The 22,749-nt window shown below is 61.0% G+C and carries 20 protein-coding genes; 1 reads left to right on the top strand and 19 read right to left on the bottom strand.

What is annotated here, in order from left to right; all coding sequences use genetic code 11:
* Nucleotides 1–122: 122 nt before the first annotated feature.
* The 17 genes from ABH945_RS04780 to ndk form a co-directional block, all read right to left on the bottom strand.
* On the bottom strand, nt 123–2,009 hold the full coding sequence (locus ABH945_RS04780) for a potassium transporter Kup (protein ID WP_074764326.1): 1,887 nt from the start codon (nt 2,007–2,009) through the stop codon (nt 123–125).
* Between the two features lie 298 nt (nt 2,010–2,307).
* The gene (locus tag ABH945_RS04775; protein ID WP_074764330.1) at nt 2,308–2,898 is read right to left on the bottom strand and encodes a phosphoribosyltransferase; all 591 of its coding nucleotides are present in this window, start codon (nt 2,896–2,898) and stop codon (nt 2,308–2,310) included.
* Between the two features lie 3 nt (nt 2,899–2,901).
* Nucleotides 2,902–4,248, bottom strand: coding sequence for an adenylosuccinate synthase (locus ABH945_RS04770; protein WP_429249868.1), 1,347 nt, complete (start codon nt 4,246–4,248; stop codon nt 2,902–2,904).
* 224 nt (nt 4,249–4,472) lie between these two features.
* Entirely contained in the window at nt 4,473–5,624 is a 1,152-nt protein-coding gene (locus tag ABH945_RS04765) for an ATP phosphoribosyltransferase regulatory subunit (protein WP_429249867.1), read from the bottom strand.
* 190 nt (nt 5,625–5,814) lie between these two features.
* Complete coding sequence (locus ABH945_RS04760; protein ID WP_074764336.1) at nt 5,815–6,006, bottom strand: DUF2065 domain-containing protein; 192 nt, start codon at nt 6,004–6,006, stop codon at nt 5,815–5,817.
* Nucleotides 6,007–6,049: 43 nt separating this feature from the next.
* Nucleotides 6,050–6,952, bottom strand: a complete 903-nt coding sequence (hflC, locus tag ABH945_RS04755) for a protease modulator HflC (RefSeq protein ID WP_074764338.1) — start codon at nt 6,950–6,952, stop codon at nt 6,050–6,052.
* 12 nt (nt 6,953–6,964) lie between these two features.
* Nucleotides 6,965–8,359: an FtsH protease activity modulator HflK gene (hflK, locus tag ABH945_RS04750; RefSeq protein WP_429249866.1), complete on the bottom strand. Its 1,395-nt coding sequence runs from the start codon at nt 8,357–8,359 to the stop codon at nt 6,965–6,967.
* Nucleotides 8,360–8,408: 49 nt separating this feature from the next.
* Nucleotides 8,409–9,623, bottom strand: coding sequence for a GTPase HflX (gene hflX / locus ABH945_RS04745; protein ID WP_074764342.1), 1,215 nt, complete (start codon nt 9,621–9,623; stop codon nt 8,409–8,411).
* Between the two features lie 30 nt (nt 9,624–9,653).
* A complete protein-coding gene (hfq, locus tag ABH945_RS04740; RefSeq protein ID WP_006051315.1) occupies nt 9,654–9,890 on the bottom strand; it encodes an RNA chaperone Hfq in 237 nt (78 codons plus the stop codon).
* Nucleotides 9,891–10,033: 143 nt separating this feature from the next.
* A complete protein-coding gene (gene der, locus ABH945_RS04735; RefSeq protein WP_074764344.1) occupies nt 10,034–11,371 on the bottom strand; it encodes a ribosome biogenesis GTPase Der in 1,338 nt (445 codons plus the stop codon).
* 456 nt (nt 11,372–11,827) lie between these two features.
* A complete protein-coding gene (bamB, locus tag ABH945_RS04730; protein WP_074766460.1) occupies nt 11,828–12,973 on the bottom strand; it encodes an outer membrane protein assembly factor BamB in 1,146 nt (381 codons plus the stop codon).
* A gap of 98 nt (nt 12,974–13,071) precedes the next feature.
* Nucleotides 13,072–13,701, bottom strand: a complete 630-nt coding sequence (locus ABH945_RS04725) for a YfgM family protein (protein ID WP_429249865.1) — start codon at nt 13,699–13,701, stop codon at nt 13,072–13,074.
* 66 nt (nt 13,702–13,767) lie between these two features.
* On the bottom strand, nt 13,768–15,108 hold the full coding sequence (gene hisS / locus ABH945_RS04720) for a histidine--tRNA ligase (RefSeq protein ID WP_074764349.1): 1,341 nt from the start codon (nt 15,106–15,108) through the stop codon (nt 13,768–13,770).
* Between the two features lie 21 nt (nt 15,109–15,129).
* Nucleotides 15,130–16,446, bottom strand: a complete 1,317-nt coding sequence (gene ispG, locus ABH945_RS04715) for a flavodoxin-dependent (E)-4-hydroxy-3-methylbut-2-enyl-diphosphate synthase (RefSeq protein WP_074764351.1) — start codon at nt 16,444–16,446, stop codon at nt 15,130–15,132.
* Nucleotides 16,447–16,532: 86 nt separating this feature from the next.
* On the bottom strand, nt 16,533–17,645 hold the full coding sequence (locus tag ABH945_RS04710; RefSeq protein WP_429249864.1) for a helix-turn-helix domain-containing protein: 1,113 nt from the start codon (nt 17,643–17,645) through the stop codon (nt 16,533–16,535).
* A 209-nt stretch (nt 17,646–17,854) separates the two neighbouring features.
* Complete coding sequence (gene rlmN / locus ABH945_RS04705; RefSeq protein ID WP_074766462.1) at nt 17,855–19,006, bottom strand: 23S rRNA (adenine(2503)-C(2))-methyltransferase RlmN; 1,152 nt, start codon at nt 19,004–19,006, stop codon at nt 17,855–17,857.
* A 161-nt stretch (nt 19,007–19,167) separates the two neighbouring features.
* A complete protein-coding gene (ndk, locus tag ABH945_RS04700) occupies nt 19,168–19,593 on the bottom strand; it encodes a nucleoside-diphosphate kinase (RefSeq protein ID WP_074764355.1) in 426 nt (141 codons plus the stop codon).
* 302 nt (nt 19,594–19,895) lie between these two features.
* On the opposite strand from ndk, the gene ABH945_RS04695 reads away from it, so the two are divergent.
* Nucleotides 19,896–20,594 carry a Bax inhibitor-1/YccA family protein gene (locus tag ABH945_RS04695; protein ID WP_074764357.1) on the top strand — a complete coding sequence of 233 codons (699 nt, stop codon included), beginning with the start codon at nt 19,896–19,898 and terminating at the stop codon, nt 20,592–20,594.
* Between the two features lie 122 nt (nt 20,595–20,716).
* Here the strand turns inward: ABH945_RS04695 and ABH945_RS04690 are convergent, their stop codons facing one another.
* Nucleotides 20,717–21,490, bottom strand: coding sequence for an MBL fold metallo-hydrolase (locus ABH945_RS04690; protein WP_429249863.1), 774 nt, complete (start codon nt 21,488–21,490; stop codon nt 20,717–20,719).
* A 7-nt stretch (nt 21,491–21,497) separates the two neighbouring features.
* A complete protein-coding gene (bamC, locus tag ABH945_RS04685) occupies nt 21,498–22,637 on the bottom strand; it encodes an outer membrane protein assembly factor BamC (RefSeq protein ID WP_429249862.1) in 1,140 nt (379 codons plus the stop codon).
* Nucleotides 22,638–22,749: the final 112 nt, after the last annotated feature.

Here is a 22,749-nt window from a genome sequence, read left to right as displayed (position 1 = left end):
TCGCGAGGGTCGGCGCGCGTTAGCTCGCACACCCACCCTCGCTGCACCGTCTCAACGCCCAACAAAAAGCCCACGCAATGCGTGGGCTTTTTGTTGGCTAGCGCCCGACTACGGCGCCAGGATCAGATCTCGATCTTGGTCCCCAACTCCACCACCCGGTTAGCCGGGATGCTGAAGAAGTCGGTCGGCTTCGCGGCGTTCTGGTGCATCCATGCGAACACGCGTTCGCGCCATACGGACATGCCTGGCAGCTGTGTCGGCACCACCGTTTCGCGCGCGAGGAAAAACGACGTGTCCATCAACTCGAACGTCATGTCCTGCGTGCGTCCCACTTCGAGCAGAACCGCCTTCACGTCCGGCGTTTCGTTAAACCCGTACGCGGCTTTCACGAGATACAAACCACCGTCGATATCCTTCACCGTCACGCGCTCGGCGTCTTTCACGTAAGGAATATCGCGGGTCACGAAGGTCAGGAAGATGGTGCGCTCGTGCAGCACCTTGTTGTGCTTGAGGTTGTGCAGCAGGCTCACCGGCACCAGCGAATCGCTGCCGGTCAGATAGATCGCCGTACCCGACACCCGGTGCGGCGGATGTGCGAGCAGGCCCTGCAGGAACGGCATCAGCGGAATACCGTCGGCGGCGGTACGTTCCTTGACGATCATCCGCCCCTTGAACCATGTCATCAGCAGGAAGAACAGCAGCGCGCCGATGCCGAGCGGCAGCCAGCCACCCTCCTCGACCTTCAGCAGATTGGCGCCGAAAAAGCCTAGATCGACCGTCATGAACACGCCGATGATCAACGCCACCAGCAGCTTGTTCCAGTTCCACACCTTCACCATCACGACGCACGCGAGGATCGTGGTAATCACCATCGTGGCCGTCACCGCGATACCGTAAGCGGCGGCGAGATTATCCGAACTCTTGAACGCGATCACGATGCACAAAATGATGAACAGCAGCATCCAGTTCACGACCGGCACGTAGATCTGGCCGATCGCCAGCTCGGACGTGTGCAGGATCTTCATACGCGGCACATAGCCGAGCTGGATCGCCTGGCTCGTCAGCGAATACGCGCCCGAAATCACTGCTTGCGACGCGATCACCGTCGCCACCGTCGACAGCACGACCAGCGGCAGCAACGCCCAGTCGGGCGCGAGCAGGAAGAACGGATTTTCGATGGCCTTCGCGTCGTGCATCAGCAGCGCGCCCTGGCCAAAATAATTCAACACCAGCGACGGCATGACCAGGATGTACCACGCCATCCGGATCGGCTTCGCGCCGAAGTGGCCCATATCGGCATACAACGCCTCTGCGCCAGTCAGCACCAGCACGACCGAGCCGAGTACGACATAAGCCTGCAACACGTGCGCGGCCATGAAGGTGTACGCGTAGTACGGGTTCAGCGCGCGGATCACGGTGGGCGCCTGAACGATGTGCCACAGACCGAGCGCGGCGAGCACCACGAACCACAACACCATGATCGGACCGAACAGGCGGCCGACCATCGCCGTGCCATGCCGCTGGATCCAGAAAAGCAGGATCAGGATGACGATAGTCAGCGGCAGAACCAGATGCGACAGATGTGGCGCGGCGATTTCCAGCCCTTCGACCGCCGAGATCACGGAGATGGCCGGCGTGATCACCGCGTCGCCATAAAACATGCAGGCGCCGAAGATGCCGAGCATCACCAGCAGGCCGGCGAATTTCGATTTTTCTTCGAGCGAGCGCAGCGCCAATGCCATCAGCGCGAGCACACCGCCCTCGCCGTTATTGTCCGCGCGCATCACGAACAGCACGTACTTGACGCCGACCACGATCACGATTGCCCAGAACAGCAGCGAGATCACGCCGAGAATCGATTGTTCAGTCAGCGGAATGCCATGTGACGGACTGAAAGCCTCTTTCAGCGAATACAACGGGCTCGTGCCGATATCGCCGAAGACCACTCCGATCGCGGCAATCGCGAGGGAAGGCAGTGGCTGTTTGTGCACGTGATTGTTATCTGTCATAGACGCGAGGAGATCTGTTCCCTGAGCGGAAAAAACGACCGCTATTCTAAACTGCCCGTCTGACGCCGCCAGGCCTGTTGTGGATAAGCCACGTGGATTGTCCGCGCAGTGTAGCACTGCGATTTGGGCGCGTCTGCCAGGTTGGCTGGATCGTCGGCATGGGTGTTGCACGGCTTGCGAAGCGCGTCGACGGCGCCGTCGAACACGGTGCGCGGGCAAAAAAAACGGAGCCCAAAGGGCTCCGTTTCACGGGCACTGCGATGATTACGACGCGATGTGTAAAGCGCCGAAGTCAGCATCACTCCCCCGACGACTCCTGCGCCTGCGCGATACCGCGCTTGATCCACGCACCGAGGTTATGTGGACGAACCGTGTCCCACTCCTCGAACGGCTGGTGAATCCACGGATTGGTCGGCAGGTATTGCACGTGGTAGTCGGGCTTCACCTTCGAGCAGCCCTTGTACCAAAGCACCGCCGAACGCACCGCCGTGATGGCCGGATAGCGGTCTTTCAGATGCTGCTGAACGCGCGCCAGCGTGACGCCCGAATCGACCAGGTCGTCGACCAGCAGCACGTTGCCGTGCAGCTCGCCGCGCGTCATCGTGATGTATTGCGCGATGTCGAGTTCGCCCTGCTCCGTGCCGGCTGCTTCGCGGTACGAACTCGTGGCGAGAATTGCCAGCGGCAGATCGTAAATACGCGAAAGCTGATCGCCGACGCGCAGGCCGCCTCGCGCGAGACACAGAATCTGGTCGAACTTCCAGCCCGAGTCGTGCACGCCCAACGCCAGCAGTTCGATCAGACGGTGATACTCGTCCCAACCGACCCACAGGTTTTTCTCATCATTACGCGGATCTTTCATCGCGATCATGGGTACACCTTGAACCATGGCTTAAACCTTGAACGGATGACGAAGAAGAATGGTTTCGTCACGATCCGGACCGGTCGACACCATGTCGATCGGAATGCCCGCAACTTCCTGCACGCGCGACAGATACGCACGCGCATTGGCCGGCAGCTTGTCCCATTCCTTGATGCCGACGGTGCTTTCCTTCCAGCCCGGGAAGGTTTCGTACACCGGCACGCAACGCGCGACTTCCGACGAACCGCGCGGCAGCAGATCGACGCTCTGACCGTCGACCGTGTAGCCGACGCACAGCTTCACTTCTTCGAGGCCATCGAGCACGTCGAGCTTGGTCATGCACAGACCCGACACGCCGTTGATCTGGATCGAGCGACGCAGAGCAGCCACGTCGAGCCAGCCGGTGCGGCGCGGACGGCCGGTGACCGAGCCGAATTCCTTGCCGACCGTAGCCAGTTCAAGGCCGATCGGCTCCTGACGAGCAGCGTTGTCCGCGTCGTACAGTTCGCTCGGGAACGGACCCGAACCAACGCGCGTGCAATACGCCTTCGTGATGCCGAGAATGTAGTTCAGCTTTTGCGGACCCACGCCCGCGCCTGCCGTTGCCGCACCCGCCACGCAGTTGCTCGACGTGACGTACGGATACGTGCCGTGGTCGATGTCGAGCAGCGTGCCTTGAGCGCCTTCGAACAGCAGGTTGCTGCCCGCAGCGTTCGCGTCGTACAGACGGCGCGACACGTCGGTCACCATCGGCTTCAGACGGTCGGCGTAGCTGAGCATCGTGTCGAGCGTTTGCTGGAAGTCGACAGCGGCGACGCCCAGGTATTGCGTGAGCACGAAGTTGTGGTAATCGAGGTTTTCGCGCAGACGTGCGGCGAAAGTTTCCGGCTCGAACAGATCCTGCACGCGCAGACCGCGGCGTGCGACCTTGTCTTCGTAAGCCGGGCCGATGCCGCGGCCGGTCGTACCGATCTTGCCCGCGCCACGGCGCGCTTCACGGCCCTGGTCGATCGCAATGTGGTACGGCAGGATCAGCGTGGTGGCTTCGGAAATGAACAGGCGGTTCTGGACATCGACGCCTGCGGCTTCGAGTTCGCCGATTTCCTTGAACAACGCTTCCGGCGACAACACGACGCCATTGCCGATATAGCATGCGACGCCCGGATGCATGATGCCCGACGGGATCAGACGCAAGATAGTTTTCTTGCCACCGATGATAAGCGTGTGGCCGGCATTGTGACCGCCCTGGAAGCGAACGACGCCTTGAGCGTGGTCCGTCAGCCAGTCGACGATCTTGCCCTTGCCCTCATCACCCCATTGGGTTCCCACGACGACGACGTTGCGTCCGGGGTTCACATTCACTGCGCTGGCAGACATGTTGTTTCGTAAGCTGGTTAAAAACGTATTCTACCTATGTTCGCGGAACCTTCCGAATTTTTCCGTTTCCGCTCAACGGTATGCACGTTATGGTGAGTATGAAAAGGATGGCGCGGCAGTTGGCCGCGCCGTGTCCTGCGAGACTTCGGCGACAGATTCATGACACTCTCGCCGCCGTATGAGAGGTGCTAGGGGAAGCCCCTTGCAGGTCGGCAGGAACGCGCTCAGGAGCGCGGTTCGACGACCCATGCACCGTTGCGCTCGACCAACACGCGGTCGAACGCGAATTCATCCAGGCTGTGTTCGTGACCCGGCAGCGCCTGGATCACTACTTCGCCGGCATCGCGCAACGCGGCCACGCTGACACGCAACGCGTCGTCGTGTTGCCACGGCGCGAGAATCGCGCTGCTGCGCGCTTCGACCGGCGAGATACGCGCCACTTCACGCAAATCCAGCGAAAAGCCGGTTGCCGCGCGAGCCCGGCCATAGGCCTGGCCGACATGGTCGTAACGGCCGCCGCGCGCCACCGCATTCGGCACGCCGTCGACATAGGCCGAAAACATCACGCCGCTGTGGTAAGCATAGCCGCGCAGGTCGGCAAGGTCGATCATCACTTCGGCACCGTCGACCTGGCTCGCGAGAAACGCGAGATCGTCGAGTGCGCGGGCGATGGCCGGCGTATTCGGCAAACGTGCGCGGGCTTCTTCGAGCACCGACGCGTCGCCATAAAGCGAAGGCAGCGCGCGCAACGCATCGCGGATGACCGGCGTGAGTCCTTCGGTGAGTTCCGCGAGACGCGGCACATCTTTGCCCGCCAGCGCGTCGTAGAGCGACTGACCAAGGTCTGCGGCGGCCGGTTCGGATTCGATCAACGCAGCGAGCACACCCGCGTGACAGAGGTCGAGACGAACCTTGGAAAGACCCGCCAGACGCAGTGCGTCGAGCATCAGTTGCTGGATTTCCAGGTCGGCTTCGAGGCCAGCATGACCATAGATTTCCGCGCCGATCTGGATCTGCTCACGCGTGGCGTGCAAACCGCGCGGACGCGTGTGCGCAACATTGCCCGCATAGCAAAGACGCGTCACGCCCTGACGGTTCAGCAAATGCGCATCGATACGCGCGACCTGCGGCGTCATGTCGGCGCGCAGACCGAGCGTACGACCGGACATCTGGTCGACGAGCTTGAAGGTGCGCAGATTCAGATCGTGACCGCCACCGGTCAGCAGCGACTCGAGGTATTCGAGCAGCGGCGGCATCACCATCTCGTAGCCATACGAGCGGAAACGGTCCAGCAGACGGCGCCGCAATTCTTCGATCTTGCGGGCTTCCGACGGCAGCACGTCGGCGATATTTTCGGGGAGTAACCAGGTCGACATCGATACAGTCCTACGACGTTGAACACGGCGGCTGGGGCGCCGGTGAGTGAGTTTTAATGGCGGGCGGCGACTCGATTCTGGCGGCTATCGCAGACGCCCTGACGCCCGTGCACCTCATGCCGGCTCGCGTCGGCAGACATCAGCAGCACAGACACCACGGGCGAGGCATCTACGGCCCGAGCCGGACCCGTCAGGTCACGATAAACAGCAGAATCAGTCCGAGCGCCATCACGATCAACCCGCCAATGCGGATCTGATGCGCGGGACGTTCCGCAATTTTACGGAACGTGTCGCGCCAGGCCGCCGGAAAAACGAAGGGAAACATCCCTTCGATAATCAGCATCAATGCAATCGCGAGCAGTAACGAGCCGGCTATGTCCATGCGATGAAAAGCCGCGATGCGAATGCCGCGGCGGTTCCGGTTATCAGTGTTTGCGCGGGGCCGCGGGAGCGTCCGGGGCAGCGCCGCCGGTCGGGCTACGCATGAAGCGGAAGAACTCGTTATTCGAGTCGACGACAACGATGTCGCCCGGCTTGAAGGTGTTCCGGTATGCCTGCATGCTTTGATAAAACTGATAGAACTGCGGGTCTTTGCCGAAAGCGTCTGCAGCAATGGCCGCAGCCTTCGCATCGCCGTCGCCACGAATGCCCTGCGCCTGACGATAGCCGTCGGCGAGAATCTCCTGCTGCTTCGCGATGGCATCGGCCTTGATCTGGTCAGCCTCGGCCGCGCCCTTGGCGCGTTCGTCGGCGGCGACCTGGTTGCGCTCGGCAATCATCCGCTTGAAGACCGAATCGGTCATCGCAGCGGGGAAATCGACGCGCGTCAATTGCATACCGACCACCGACACGCCCAGCGACGCCGCCGCCTTGTCCATCGAGTCGCGCGCTTCGTCCGCGACAGCCTGCTGTTTGGCAAGCGCGTCGGACAACGTGACCTTGCCAAACGCATCGCTAAGCGCGGTGCGCGACAGCAGAGCCAGCCGGTCCGGCAGGCTCTGGACATCGCCCTTTGTTTCAGCGAGCAATTTCAGCGGATCGGTAACGCGGAACCGGACGACCGGATTCACCAGTAACTCGGTTTTGTCCGACGTGACGTAATGATCTTCGTCAGGCGCGTCGAGCGACTGCACGCGGTTATCCACCAGCGTGACGGTTTGCAACGGCGGCGGCAGTTTGACGTGCAGCCCCGGCCCGAGCAACGTGGACGGCGAGTCGCCACGCGACGACAGCACGGCCATATGCCGCTGATCGACGACGAACACCGTCGACGACGCGGCGAACAGCACGATGACGATAGCCACGACGAGCGCAATGATCTTGTTCATGTTGTGCGCTCCTTATTGAACGTCGTCTTCACGCATGCGATTGCGGAAGGCGTCGCGTGAACGGAGCGAGTCGCTGCTTGCCGCGGCCTGGCTGGCCGGCGTGCTGACGGCGGCCGGCGCCGAAGCCGCGACACCCGGTACAGCGGCAGCCGCGTTGTCGGAAGCCGCCGGAGCCGCTGCACCGCTCGCCGCTTGCGGAGCTGCAGCTGCCGAAGCGCCCGACGGGCTCTCGCCTGCTTCCGCGAGCCGCTGACGATTCTGTTCGATCAGCTTGTCGAGCGGCAGATACATCACGTTATTGCCGTTCTTGTTGTCCACAAACACCTTGGTCGCCGTCGAATAGATGTGCTGCATGGTTTCCATGTACATGCGAGTGCGGACCACAGCGGGCGCTTTCGAGTACTGCTCGTAGACCTGATTGAAGCGCTCGGCGTCGCCCTGCGCCTGAGCCACGGTCTTGTCGCTGTATGTCTTCGCGTCGGCGATCTGGCGCGCCACGTCGGCTTGCGCATGCGGCAGCAAATCTGCGACGTAGGCTTGTGCGTCGTGCTTCGCGCGTTCGTTTTCCTGGCGTACTTTTGCGGCATCGTCGAAGGCGGCCTGCACCTGGTCGGGCACCTGCACCCCTTGCATCGTCACCCCGGTCACAACGAGACCGGACTGATTCGCGTCTAGGGTCTGCTGGATCGATTCCATCAACTGCTGACGAATTGCTTCGCGATCCTGATCGAGAACATCGCTGGTGCTGCGCGTGCCGACGATGCTGCGCACCGCCGCCTGAGCAGCCTGCATGACGCTTTGATCGGGATCGACGCTGCGGAACAGATAATCGGTCGGCTTGCGCACCTGGTATTGCACCGCGAAACGCACGTCGACGATGTCCGCATTCTGCGTGAGCATCGACGCGTCTTTCACATTCGCGAGACGCACGACGTTATTGCGGCCGATCTCCACCTGGCGGATCTGCCCGATATTGACGACTTCATGCGCTTCGAACGGATACGGCAAACGCCAGTGCACACCTTGCCCCGCGGTGTAACGATATTTGCCGAACTGCATCACGACCGCCGCCTGACCATCCTGCACGACGAACACGCCGCTGCCGAGATAGATAGCGATCAGCACGCCGATCACGATGCCCACGCCGATGCGTGCGCCACGTCCGTTATCGGGTTTGCCGCCACCGACACCACCACCCTTGCGCCCAAAAATCCGGCTCAGGCGACGATTGAAATCACGCCACATCTCGTCGAGATCGGGCGGCCCTTCACCGTCTTTGGGTGGGCGCTTGGGATCGTTCGGCCGTTGCCGGTCTCCATTGCCATCGCCCCGGCCCCAGCGCGGATCGTTCAGTGACAGCATGGCGCGCATGCGCAGCCAGATACTCCGCTCGTTGTAATCGTTCACCTGTGTTCGTTCACCAGAGTAGACAGCGGGTCAGTGCAATTGGGACGGGTCAGTGCCCGAGTTCTGGGACCTTGCGGTCGTCGTGCGGTGCTGCCGTTCCGTTTTCTTCCGACGGCTCGATCAGCACGTCGCCAAGAGGTTCGGCAGTAGCGATTTCAGCGATGGCAGCGCGCAATGTATCCAGCCCTTGCCCGGTGCGCGCGCTCAAAAAGACGCGCGAAATATTACCATACTCATCCCGCTCAACCGCGTCCCCACGGGCCGCCAACTCGGGCACCGCGTCGATCTTGTTGAATACCAGCACCTGCCGGATCGTGTCCGCGCCGATAGCGTGCAACACCTCGTTCACCTGATCGATCTGATCGAGGCGCACTGCGCTCGATGCGTCGACCACATGCAGCAGCAGATCGGCGTGAATGGTTTCTTCGAGCGTGGCACGGAATGCCGCGACCAGCTGGTGAGGCAACTCGCGGATGAACCCGACCGTATCGGACACCACCACCTGCCCCGCTTCGTCGCCGAGATACACGCGGCGCGACGTTGTGTCGAGCGTCGCGAACAGTTGGTCGGCGGCATACGCCTGAGCTTTAGTGAGTGCATTGAACAGCGTGGATTTGCCCGCGTTCGTATAGCCGACCAGCGACACCGACATCGTCTGATTCCGGCTGCGCGCGCGACGCTGCGTGCCATGCTGACGACGCAGCTTCTCAAGCCGCGTCTTGAGCGCCTTGATGCGCTCGCCGATCAGGCGGCGGTCGGTTTCGAGCTGCGTTTCACCAGGACCGCGCAAACCGATACCGCCCTTCTGACGCTCGAGGTGAGTCCACGCACGAATCAGCCGGGTCGACAGATACTGCAACTGCGCGAGCTCCACCTGCAGCTTGCCTTCATGGCTGCGGGCGCGTTGCGCAAAAATATCGAGGATGAGACTGGTGCGATCAATCACACGGCGATTAAGCGCCTGCTCCAGATTGCGCTGCTGCGCAGGTGCCAGAGCGTGATTGAAAATGACGAGTTCGATGTCGTTCGCCTCACACGCAAGACGCAATTCTTCGGCCTTGCCGCTGCCGACGAACATCTTCGCGTCGGGGCTGGACCGGCGTCCGGTGAGGGTAACTAACGGATTGGCACCCGCGCTTTGCGCGAGCAGGCTGAGTTCTTCGAGACTGGCTTCGAAATCGATCTTACCGAAGTCGATGCCGACAAGCGCTGCATTGATCAAATTGGAGGGTATCAAGATAAGGCGGCCGGGAGTAATCGCCAACGGGCGACGCTACGCCGGCCGCGACAGGGGTTAGGACTGTTCAGAATCCGGGTGGAAATTCACCGGACGGGCTGGCACGACTGTCGAGATTGCGTGCTTGTAGACCATCTGGGTGACCGTATTCCGGAGCAACACGACGTACTGGTCGAACGATTCGATGTTCCCTTGAAGCTTGATGCCGTTGACCAGGTAGATCGACACCGGCACATGCTCTTTACGCAGTGCGTTCAAAAACGGGTCTTGTAACAATTGCCCTTTGTTGCTCATAGCAAACTCCGTATTTTTTTGCAGGTTGACTAAATTGACGACGAAGGAAAAAGAGATCCGCCATCAACCGCTACACTATAGCCGATTTTCGTTTTTGCGCGAGGGCATGGCCTAAGCGGCCAAACCCAGCACACACGCGGGTTTCAGCCTTTATCCGCGTAAGGGTTCGTCGATGATCTGAACTCTATGCGCAATGGAGTCCCAACCAGCTTGAAAGTTTCCCGGAAGCGGTTTTCGAGGTAGCGTTTATACGTTTCGGTGATTGCATCAAGTGCGTTGCCGTGAATCACGATGACCGGCGGATTCTGTCCACCCTGGTGGGCATAACGCAGTTTCGGGCGCACCGGACCACGTCGGCGCGGCTGCTGGAATTCAACAGCGTCGATCAATGCGCGCGTCAGCTTCGGCGTCGGCAGCTTGGCCATTGCCGCTGCGTACGCGTCGTCGACCGAGCGCATCAGCGGCCCAATCCCGCTCTTTTCCTGTGCGGAAATGAAATGGAATTTGGCAAAGTCCAGAAATTTTAGTTTGCGCTCGAGGTCGGCTTTGGTGCGGTCGCGCACATGCGAATCAAGACCGTCCCATTTGTTCACGCCAACGACCAGCGCGCGCCCTTGTTCCACGACGAAACCGGCAATGTGCGCGTCCTGTTCCGAAATGTCCTGACGCGCGTCGAGCAGCAGGATCACGACGTTCGCGTCGGAGATCGACTGCAGCGTCTTCACCACCGAAAACTTCTCGATCGCTTCGAACACCTTGCCGCGACGGCGCAAACCAGCCGTATCGATCAACGTGTACGGTTTGCCTTGACGCTCGAAGTCGACGTAGATCGAATCGCGCGTAGTGCCTGGCATGTCGAACGCGATCACGCGTTCTTCGCCGACCAGCGCATTAATCAGCGTCGACTTACCAACGTTCGGACGACCGACGATCGCGATCTTCACGCCACGCGCTTCTTTCTCGTCGTCGCTCTCTTCCGGCTGACCGGCGTAGGCAACACCGAGCGCCTCGTTGATCATTTCCGTGACGCCGTCGCCGTGCGCTGCCGAAATTGCGCGCGGGTCGCCGAGACCAAGTTCGTAGAAGTCGGCGGCGACATTCGAGTACTTCATGCCCTCCGCCTTGTTGACGACCAGGAAAATCGGCCGGCCGACCTTGCGCAGATAATCGGCGATGGTCTTATCTTGCGGCGCGAGCCCATTGCGACCGTCGACGATGAACACGACGATGTCGGATTCCTCGACCGCCTGGCGGGTTTGACGCGCCATCTCGTGCAGGATGCCTTCTTTGGCGACCGGCTCGAAACCACCGGTGTCGACGACCAGATACGGCCTGTCGCCAGCGCGTCCTTCGCCGTAGTGGCGATCGCGCGTGAGACCGGGCAAGTCGGCAACCAGCGCATCACGCGAACGTGTGAGACGGTTGAATAGCGTGGATTTCCCCACATTGGGGCGCCCAACAAGGGCAATAACGGGTTTCATCAGATGTTGTTCACGGTGAAACGCGGGATCGAAATCGACCGCCCGCGTAGCGACGCCATGCGGCCGCTACACGGCAGCGTTTGACGAAAATTATCACGAATTCGACCGGCCCCGGATGTGCTGTCAATATGCGCAACCGGGCGGACGGGGGTTTGGCTGTATGGGCGGCGCCTGAGGGCCGCCAGATTCAGTCTTTCTTGCTCGACGGCTTGCAGGCCAGTTCGATTGCAGATTTTCTGCGTGCCGCCGACGGTGGCGCCGCAAGCAGCCACCGGTGGCCACGTGGGCCGTCCCTGATCCGACTTGCCGGACCAGCCAGTCCGGCGGAATTTCTCTACTCTTTGCTCTGCGTAACTAAGGAAGCTCTACAAAAACTCGACTCAAAACTAAAACCAGCAAAAACGCGCGCGGCCGGCGAAGCCGGCCTGCGCGCCTGACAACGATCAACCTGCGCGATTAGCGCGGGCGGAAACCGTACAGACCACCGTCGCTCGTTTGCACGACGAGCGTGTCACCGGCCAGTACCGGAGCTGACGTGATCGCGCTGCCATCGGTCTTCATGCGTGCGACCAGCGCGCCATCTTCAGCCGACAAGAAGTGCACGAAGCCCTGGTAGTCACCGAGAACAGCCGCACGGCCCAACAGGAACGGCACGCCGAGTGCGCGGTTCTTCAGCTTGTCGTTTTTCCACAATTGCGAACCGGTGTTCACGTCGAATGCCGACACGACCGACCAGTCGTCAGCCGCCACGGCAACGCGGTCGTCCTGCGCCAGACCACTCGAACTCGAAAACGCCTTTTCCCACAACGCACGACCCGAATTGGCATCGAAACAGCCAATCTGGCCCTGGAACGTCACCGCGCAGGTTTGCGAACCGACCAGCGTAGGCGGACCGGTCACGTCGTTGATGCGCTCCACTTCTGTCACGCCCTTCGGATACGACACCGGGGTCTGCCAGTAGCTGTCGCCCGTTTGCAGGTTGATCGCGGCAAACGCGCCGCCCGGGAAGCCGGCCAGCACAGCGGCATCGCCCGCGAACGTCATGCCCGACGACACACGCAGATTGAGCGGCACCGCGCGGTTACGGTAGTTCCACTTCTGCTCGCCCGTTTGTGCATTGAACGCGACGATCTGGCCGTCGACGGTACGCACGACCACCAGGCCGTTGCCGACCAGCGGCGGCGAAATGATTTCGCCCGGCGCCTTTGCGGTCCAGAGCTGCTTGCCGTCCGCGCCGAGCACGTAGACATCGCCCTTCAGGCCGCCGACCGCGGTGAGCGTGCCATCGCTGCCGACGCCTGCCGACAGGTCGTCGCGCAGCTTGACGCGCCAGATGTCTTTACCGGTTTGTGCGTCGATCTTCGCAACCGAGCCGTTTGCGCCCGCTGCGTACACCGCGTTGCCGACCGCAACCGGCGAGAACAGATAACGACCCGACTTGCCGATACTCGCCGTCCACGATTGCTGCACGTCGAGCACGGGTTTGAACTCGGTGAGCGGCGTTGGCTCGCGGCGCTCGTCTTTCGTGGATGAGCAAGCCGCCATGGTAAGGACGGTCATCGCACAGATAACGGGCACAGCGTAACGTTTCAGCAGATTCATCGGTGGACGAAGCATTCAGGAATTAGTTAAAAGAGACCGGTTGATCGTTGCGCGAAACGTCGCACGCAGCACTGCATGCGACGCATTGCAAGTCACGATTAGCCGCCCAGCGCGTCGAGTTTGAACTGAATCAGCTGACGTGCCGAGCTATCGTTTTTCGACAGCGAATCGAGCGCGAGCTTGTAAGCACCGCGTGCGTCGTCGCGCTTGCCCTGGGCGGCAAGCAGGTCGCCACGGGCATTCGCCACGATGCCCTTGAACGCGTCGGATTGCGGTTCGGCGAGCAATGCGAGACCCTGGTCGTAAGCCTTGTCGTCGAGCAGCAGCGAGGCCATGCGCAATTTGGCGATCTGCTTGAACTCGTCGTCCTTCGCGTGATCGATCGTCCATTGCAACTGGGCCTTCGCACCTGCTTCGTCGCCCGCGCCGTACAGCGCCTTGGCGGCGCTCAGCGCGGTCATCTGCGCGTAGGCGGTGCGGCTGAACCTGTCTTCCATGTCGGTGGCGACGCGCGTGACTTTCGCTTTGTCACCCGATGCCACGGCCTGCTGCACCTGGTCATACAGCACAGCGGCTTCTGCCGCCTGACGCCGCTGCCAGAAATTCCAGCCGTTCCAGCCGGCTGCTGCAACCAATGCCACCAGCACGATCCACGTGGTTGCATTGCCCCACTGCGCCCACCATGCCTTCAGACCTTCAATCGATTCTTGTTCGTCGTGGTAACTCATTGCCCGGCGATTTCCTCTTTCTTGCTATATGTGCAGGTCGAGCCAACCGGCCCGACGACATCGCGATCAGTCGTCGCCGTCTTCGGCGGTTGCAACCATCGCATTGATTAGAAATTCGGTCAAGTCTTCAGCGGGCACGTTATGTTGCTCGCTTTTACCACCGTTAGAATTTGTATCGCGCAACGGCTTCACGCCCACCGTGCCGTTGGCGATTTCGTCTTCGCCGAGCACCACCGCAAATGCCGCACCGCTTGCGTCAGCGCGTTTCATCTGCGACTTGAAGCTGGCGGCCTGGCCGTCGGCGCTGCAATGCAGGATCACGTCGAGACCCGTATCGCGCAGACGTTCGGCGATGATGAAAGCCTGCTCGCGCGCCGCGTCGCCCTGATGGACCACGTACACGTCACAGCCTTCGGCTTCCGGCACGAGTTGCTCTTCCTTCAGCAATTCGAGAATACGTTCGACGCCCATTGCCCAGCCACAGGCTGCCGTTGCCTTACCGCCGAGCTGTTCGATCAGCGGATCATAACGGCCGCCCGCAGCGACGGTGCCCTGTGCGCCGAGCTTGTCCGTCACCCATTCGAACACGGTCAGATTGTAATAATCGAGACCGCGCACAAGACGCGGATTGATCGTGAACGGAATGTTGTTCGACTTCAGGATGCGCTGCAAACCTTCGAAGTGCGCACGCGACACGTCGCCGAGAAAATCGATGAGCTTCGGTGCGTTCTGCGCGACCTCCTGCATGGCCGGATTCTTCGTATCCAGCACGCGCAGCGGGTTCGTGTAGAGACGGCGCTTCGCTTCTTCGTCGAGCACGTCCATGTGCTTTTCGAGGTACGCGATCAGTTCGACGCGATGCGCCGCACGCTCTTCCGCGAGACCCAGCGAATTGATTTCCAGCTTGATACCCATCAGGCCGAGGTCGTCCCACAGCCGCTGGCACATCATGATGATTTCAGCGTCGGCGTCTGGACCCGAAAAGCCCAGCGCTTCCACGCCAACCTGATGGAATTGACGATAACGCCCGCGTTGCGGACGCTCGTGACGGAACATCGGGCCGATGTACCACAGGCGTTTCGGGCCGTCGTACAGCATGTTGTGCTCGATCGCCGCGCGCACCACGGCCGCCGTGTTTTCCGGGCGCATGGTCAGGTTTTCACCGTTCAACGCGTCGGTGAAGCTGTACATCTCTTTTTCGACGATGTCGGTCACTTCGCCGATACCGCGCTTGAACAGCTGCGTATGCTCGACGATCGGCGTACGAATATTCTGGTATCCGTACGAACGCAGCATCGACTTGACGGTGGTTTCGAAAAATTCCCACAGCCCGGCTTCCTGCGGAAGGATGTCATTCATGCCCTTCACGCCGGACAGCTTTTCGAGCTTTTTCTTCTGTTCAGTCATCTGTCTTTCGATAGCCGATGTTTAGTTGAGCGCGTCAGCGCGACCATAGGTGCGCTCGACATAGTCACTCACGATTTGCTGAAATTCTTGCGCAATGTTCTCGCCGCGCAGCGTCTTGACCTTCTCGCCGTCGATAAACACCGGCGCTGCCGGGTTCTCGCCCGAACCCGGCAAGCTGATGCCGATGTTCGCCTGCTTCGATTCGCCCGGACCGTTGACGATGCAGCCCATCACCGCGACGTGCATTTTCTCGACGCCAGGATACTGGTCGCGCCACACCGGCATTTGCGTGCGCAGATAGGTCTGGATTTGCGACGCGAGTTCCTGGAACAGCGTGCTGGTGGTACGGCCGCAACCCGGACACGCGATCACCATCGGCGTGAACGAACGCAGGCCCATGGTCTGCAGAATTTCCTGACCGACGATCACTTCGCCGGTACGCGACGCGCCCGGTTCCGGTGTCAACGAAATACGGATCGTGTCGCCGATGCCCTGTTGCAACAGAACGGACAACGCCGCCGTCGACGCCACGATGCCCTTCGAACCCATGCCCGCTTCGGTCAAACCGAGGTGCAGCGCAAAGTCGCAACGGCGCGCGAGTTCGCGGTACACGGCGATCAGATCCTGCACGCCGCTCACCTTGCACGACAGAATGATCTTGTCGCGCCCGAGGCCGAGTTCGACCGCGCGTTCCGCCGAGCCGATAGCCGACTGGATCAGCGCTTCGTACATCACGCTTTGCGCTTCCCACGGCGTGGAACGCGCCGCGTTCTCGTCCATCATCTTTGCGAGCAGGTCCTGATCGAGACTGCCCCAGTTGACGCCGATACGCACCGGCTTGTCGTACTTCGCCGCCGCTTCGATCATCTGCGCGAACTGCGTGTCGCGCTTTGCACCGTGGCCGACGTTGCCCGGATTGATCCGGTACTTCGACAGCGATTCCGCGCAGGCCGGGTAATCGCGCAACAGCAAATGGCCGTTGTAATGAAAATCGCCGACCAGCGGCACCGACACGCCCATGCGGTCGAGTTGCTCGCGCACAGCCGGCACGGCAGCAGCCGCTTCCGGCGTGTTCACCGTGATACGCACCAGCTCCGAACCGGCTTGCGCCAGCTCCTTGATCTGGATCGCGGTGCCGATCGCGTCCGCAGTGTCGGTGTTGGTCATCGACTGGATGCGTACTGGCGAGTCGCCGCCAATGGTGACGAGCTGGCCGCCCCATCGGACGTCGACCGCGTGCGACTTGCGTCGCGCAGCCTGGCCGCCGAACACCGGCTCGTTAGAAACGATCTTGCTACTGGATTGGGATTGAGCTTCGGATTGCATCGAAAAACCCATTTACGCCGCATGCGCCACACAAAAGACGTCGCGCCTGAATTGAAAAAGCGCCGCGGCCCGGTAGGCCGCGGCGCATACCATATCTGTCAGGGCAGCGCGAAACGCGCCACGTTACCCTTGGCCGCCGAATATTTCGACGGATCGACCGGTTGACCGTCGAGTGTCAACGATTCGAGACCGGCCTTATTGCCGAGCGTGACCTTGAAAGGCGCCGTACCCGTCACTTCTTTGGTATCGCCCGCGTGGACGAGGCCGGAAAACACTTCCTTGCCGCTTTTATCCCGCACGCTGAACCAGCTATCCTGCGTGACGCGCACCGCGACGATTGCCTCGCCCGCGTCAGGCGCCGCTGTGACCGCTGCAGAAGCTGCTGCCGCTACGGCAGGCGCGCTCACGCTTTGTGCCGGCGCAGCCTGCGAGCCCGCCTTGGGCGCTACCGCCGTCATTGCCGTCACCGCAGGCGCCGACGAAGGCGCGCTATCCGTACCCAGCGGCGCCGGCATCGGTACGGCCGAAGCCGGACTGCCCTCCGCCGCCTGCGCATCCGGAGCCGATGCACCTTCCTGAGCCACCACTGCGTCGGAAGCTGCCGGTTGCCCCTGAACGACCGCACCCGATGCAGCAGTTGCACTACCCGCCGCCCCGTTTGCGCTCGCCTTCAAACGTGCCAGCCACGCCGACGAATCGCCGCCGTTGGTATGCCACATGGCGAGCGCGATCACAGCAACCACGACCGCCGCCACGCCCCACAGCCACGAACGGCTTTTCTGACCACTACCGCCGAGCGACAACGACACCTTGCCACGCGGCAAATCTTTACCCGACGACGCCGGCATCGACAGATCCGGTGCAGGTACGCCCTTCTCGCGACGCAACGCCTGAGTGAACGGCGCGGGATCGGCGCCAAGCATCTTCGCATAGCTGCGCACCACGCCGAGCGCGAACGTCGTGTCCGGCAAATGGCTGATGTCGCCCGACTCGAGCGCGCGCAACTTGACGACCGATACTTTCAGGCGCGCCGATACGTCTTCGATCGTCCAGCCCTTCGATTCACGCAACTGGGTCAAGCGCGCGCCAACTGCCGCCAACGAATCCATACCCGGCTGCACAACAGGCTGCACCACCGCCCGCGCGACCGGCGCCGGATGGCCTTCGTGTGTCTCTGTGTCCTGCGGCTGCGGGTGCTGCGGCTCACTCATCCCAAATCCTTTCGCGTCGATTCTTCTTTACGTGCAACCCGGACGGGCTAAAGCCTCGCGCCCGAATCGCAGACCGTTTATAACAAAATGTGCGGCCTTGTGTGCCGCTTCCGATCGCTTCTGCAAACTTTCTTTTCAATCGACGCAGGCATGAAGGGCTTTTGCGCGCCCGTGAAGTCATCACGACCGCCCCCTTCCATACCGCGCGATTACACGGCGCGAACCTCGATAACCTTCGCTGCCTTCCCGGTGCGTTCAGCAAGGCGTGTGCGGTCTTGCACCGCACCAGCCAACTGACCGCAGGCAGCGTCGATATCATCGCCGCGTGTTTTACGCACTGTGGTGACGACGCCCGCGTCCATCAGCACCTGCGCAAACCGCTTGATCTGTTCGTTCTTCGAGCGGAGAAGGCCCGACTCGGGGAACGGATTAAACGGGATCAGATTGAATTTGCACGGCACGTCGCGTGTAACGGCCAGCAGTTCGCGCGCTTGCGCTTCGCTGTCGTTCACGCCGTCGAGCATGCAATATTCAAACGTAATGAAATCGCGTGGCGCAACTTTGAGATAGCGCTGACAAGCCGCCATCAATTCACGCAACGGATACTTCTTGTTCAGCGGCACCAACATGTCGCGCAGCGGATCGGTAGGCGCATGCAGCGAAACGGCGAGCGCTACCGGCAGATCTGCGCCAAGACGATCCATCATCGGCACGACACCCGATGTGGACAGCGTGACGCGCCGGCGCGACAGGCCGTACGCGTTGTCGTCGAGCATCAGCCGCATGGCCGGCACGACCGCGTCGTAATTGAGCAGCGGCTCGCCCATGCCCATCATCACGACGTTCGTGACGACACGCTCACCCTTGCCGTCGCCGCCATTGGCGCGACCGCCCGCCAGACCGCGCGACGCACGCAGCGCAAATTCGGCCATGCGCAATTGGCCAATGATTTCGCCAGTGCTGAGATTACGGGAGAAGCCCTGCTTGCCGGTGGAACAGAAACGGCAATTGACCGCACACCCCGCCTGCGACGACACGCACAACGTACCGCGCGTTTCTTCGGGGATGTAAACGGTTTCAACCGCGTTGCTGTTACCGACGTCGACCAGCCACTTGCGTGTGCCGTCGGAAGAAATATTGTCGCTGACGATACCCGGCATCGAGATCGTGGCGCGCCCTTTGAGCTTTTCGCGCAAGGACTTCGCGAGATCGGTCATGCCGTCGAAGTCGGCAGCGTTGTACTGGTGAATCCAGCGCTGCAATTGCTTGGCGCGAAACGGCTTCTCGCCCAGGCTGTCGCAGTAGGCGACAAGCCCTTGGGCGTCGAGGTCGAGAAGGTTGACGGTTGGACTGCTCGTCATATCGAATCCTGCCATTTCAGTGCGAGACTACGTTCATGCAACAAGCTGCATGAACGCAATGCCGTTCGCGCCCATTCCTGCTGCTTTTACCTTACTACTTTGCCAGGCGATTCGTGCGATAAAACGACTCGGCTGCACGAACCGCCAGGGCAAAAAACGGCTTAACGCGAGTAGACGTTCACTTCCGGGAAGAAGAACGCGATTTCGACTGCTGCCGTTTCTGCTGCGTCCGAACCGTGAACAGCGTTTGCATCGATGCTGTCAGCGAAGTCAGCGCGGATCGTGCCCTTTTCCGCCTTCTTCGGGTCGGTTGCACCCATCAGGTCGCGGTGCTTCAGGATTGCGTTTTCGCCTTCCAGAGCCTGAATGACGACCGGGCCCGAGATCATGAATTCGACGAGGTCCTTGAAGAACGGACGTGCAGCGTGCACAGCGTAGAACTTCTCTGCGTCAGCGCGCGACAGTTGAACCATGCGCGATGCCACGATCTTCAGACCAGCGTTTTCGAAACGGCTGTAGATCTGGCCGATCACATTCTTGGCCACTGCGTCCGGCTTGATAATCGACAGGGTGCGTTCGATCGCCATAAAAACTCCAAAAAATTAAGAGGTTACAGATTCAAATGAATCCGCTATTGTAGCATGTTCCCGTGTATGATTGCGATTGAACCCTTTCAATAATGAAAGGTGTCCAGCACGAGTTTCAAAATACTGGTAGCGTAGGCCTTGTAGACATTTTCAGGGTATTGAAACTCCCTGCTTCCGCACTAATCTTAGGTTTGAACGGCCCGCGCCTTGCGGCGAAAGATTCCGGCCAGCTCTAAACAAAAATGCTGCACAAGTCGCTGTACCACTGTCATGCAACACGCTTCCTGAGGTAAGGAGAAACCATGAACGATCATCCGTACAGCTTTGGCCGCAATGGCGCGGTCAGCACGGCCGAAACGCGCAACCGTGTGCTACGGAACACCTACTGGCTGCTCGCACTGTCGATGATTCCGACGGTACTCGGCGCATGGGTCGGCCTTGCCACGGGCTTCTCGCTGTTCGCTGCCACCAGCCCGGCAATGAGCATGCTGGCGTTCTTCGCCATCGCTTTCGGCTTCATGTTCGCAATTCAGAAAACCAAAGACAGCTCCGCCGGCGTCTTCGTGCTGCTTGGCTTCACGTTCTTCATGGGCCTGATGCTGTCGCGCATCCTGAGCTTCGTGCTCGGTTTTTCGAACGGCCCATCGCTGATCATGCTCGCGTTCGGTGGCACTGGTGTGATCTTCGCGTCGATGGCGACCATTGCAACGGTCAGCAAGCGCGACTTTTCAGGTCTCGCCAAGTGGCTGTTCATGGGCGTGATCGTGCTGATCCTCGCGTCGGTTGCGAATATCTTCCTGCAACTGCCGGCGCTGATGCTCACCGTGTCGGTCATGGCGATCGTGATTTTCTCGGCGTACATCCTGTTCGACGTCCAGCGCGTCGTGAACGGCGGCGAGACAAATTACATCACCGCGACGCTCGCGATTTATCTGGATCTGTATAACGTGTTCGTCAACCTGCTCGCGCTGCTCGGCATTTTCGGCGGCAACCGTAACTAAGATTTATCCGGCATGGCGCGCAATGCGCCAGCCAGCCGGAAAAAAGCCCATAACGATTGCTCGTTATGGGCTTTTTTTATGTCGCTCACGCTCGCGGCATAGACACGCCGATCAGCCGACTTCTACACGCTCAGCCACGCAAATCCGTCATCCTGCGATGCGACCACGACCTCAGTGGGCGCGGCGCCCAGCACTCCCGCCATTGCAGCCTGCGCCAGTTCCGGCAGATTGTTCTGCTGACTCAAATGCGCCGCAACCAGATGACGCAATCGCGAACGATCGAGCGAAGCCAGAATTTCAGCGGCAGCTTCGTTGTTCAGATGCCCATGATTGCCGCCAATGCGCGCCTTCAACGATTGTGGATAACGGCTACCGGCCAGCATCCGCACATCGTGATTGCACTCGAGCACCAACGCGTCGCACCCGCTCAACACTGTGCTGATATGTGGCGTGGACGTGCCGACGTCGGTCAACACGCCGAGCCGGCTCGCGCCATTCGAAAACACGTATTGCAACGGTTCGCGGGCGTCGTGAGGGACGGTGTAGGGAAGAATGCTGAGGTCGCCGATCGACACCGCCTCGTCGCCCCACAGCACTTGCAGATCGACATCGGCTTCGTCGGCACCCACCGCGCGGGCGGTGCCCCAGCTCATGTAAAGCGGAATCGACCACTTGCGCGCCAGCGTCAGCGCGCTGCCAATGTGGTCGCTATGTTCATGCGTGATCAGAATAGCGTCGAGACCTTCGACGCTCGTGCCGAGCCGCGCAAGGCGCCGCTCGACTTCTTTGCCCGAAAACCCGCAATCGAGCAGAACGCGCGTGGTGGTCGCGCCGCTTTGCGCTTCCACCAGCAAAGCATTACCTTCACTGCCGCTGCCGAGACTGGCGAACCGCACGGCTCGCTTAGTTCAGTTGAGCGTGAAGCAACGACACGATGCGCTGCGCGTCGGACGAATTATCGACCTGACCGTTCGCGTCGAGCACCGCCACCTGCGTCACAGCGTCGCCCTTGGAGCGCACGTTGACGAGGAATTCCTGACCCGGCTTCTTCGCCGTATTGCCGCTGTAGAACAGCTTGCCGAACAGGCCTTCCTTCTTCAGTTCCTGCATGGAATCGGCGTAGCGCACGTAATAGATGCCCTTCGCGCGATCGCGGTTGTCCACCGTGAAGTTGGTGCGGTCGAGCGCGAGGCCAACACGCAGCCACGCACGGTCAAACGACTCCTGCAGATCGAGCGTCGACGTACCCGCGCTCTGGTCGATCGTGGCCGGAGCGGCAGCCGGATGCGCATCCGTCAGCAGTTGCTTCGATTGCGTTTCGGTCAGACCGAACTTTTCCATCAGCTTGGCGAGGAACAGGGCTTCAAGCGCCGGATCGCGCGGACGCTCTTCCCACTTCGACGACGTCTTGTCCTGGCCCGTCAGCATTTCTTCCATCGCGCTGTGCGTGATGGAGATGTCGGTCGTGCCGGCCGCGCCGCGCGACACCAGCGTGCGGAAGCTGTCTCGCGTGCCCGACGAATACGCAAAGTCGATCACCTTGCCTACCGTGCGGCGGAACCAGTCGTCCGGAATGTTCGCGCGGTTTTCAGCCCAGTCGGTCGTCATGATGCCGGTAGCCGGCGCATCGGTTTTCAGCGCAAAGCCGTTTTCCTGCCAGAACTCCTGCAGTTGCGGCCAGAGTTGTTCCGGCGTACGGCCGTCGACCACCAGCCAACGGCGATCGCCGTCACGCTCGACGTGCATGCCGAGCGGGTCCTGCGCATTCGGCTGACCTTCGGTCGCATTGCCGGCGGCCGTGACGGCACGGGTGGGCGCGCCGCCCAATGCCAGATTGGCCGGCGGTGCGACGTAGCGCTGGTCGGTCGGGCTCGTGCTCAGGTCGTTCGGAACAGCGAGCGGCGGAGCGCTGCCCGCGCCCTTGTAGTTGACGCGATCCGACGCAAACCAGTCGTTCAGCGTGTCACAGCCGGCGAGCGTCGTCAGGGCAAGCGCCAGCGCCGCCATGCGGGTTGCGTGGAGGGAAAGTGCGGAACGTTTCATGAGGTCCTTCGTGATGCTGGAACGCGGTGCCTGGTTCTGTGTGCCGGGAACGTGGGCTGGATCGACGTCGGTTAAGGGAATGCCGGTGGCAGGCTATCGTAGTGCTGGAATG

The organism is Paraburkholderia sp. GAS333 (assembly GCF_050435665.1).
Lineage (GTDB): Bacteria > Pseudomonadota > Gammaproteobacteria > Burkholderiales > Burkholderiaceae > Paraburkholderia > Paraburkholderia fungorum_A.
The sequence above is the reverse complement of the archived record's forward strand: the minus strand, read 5'-3'. Positions and strand labels throughout refer to the sequence as shown.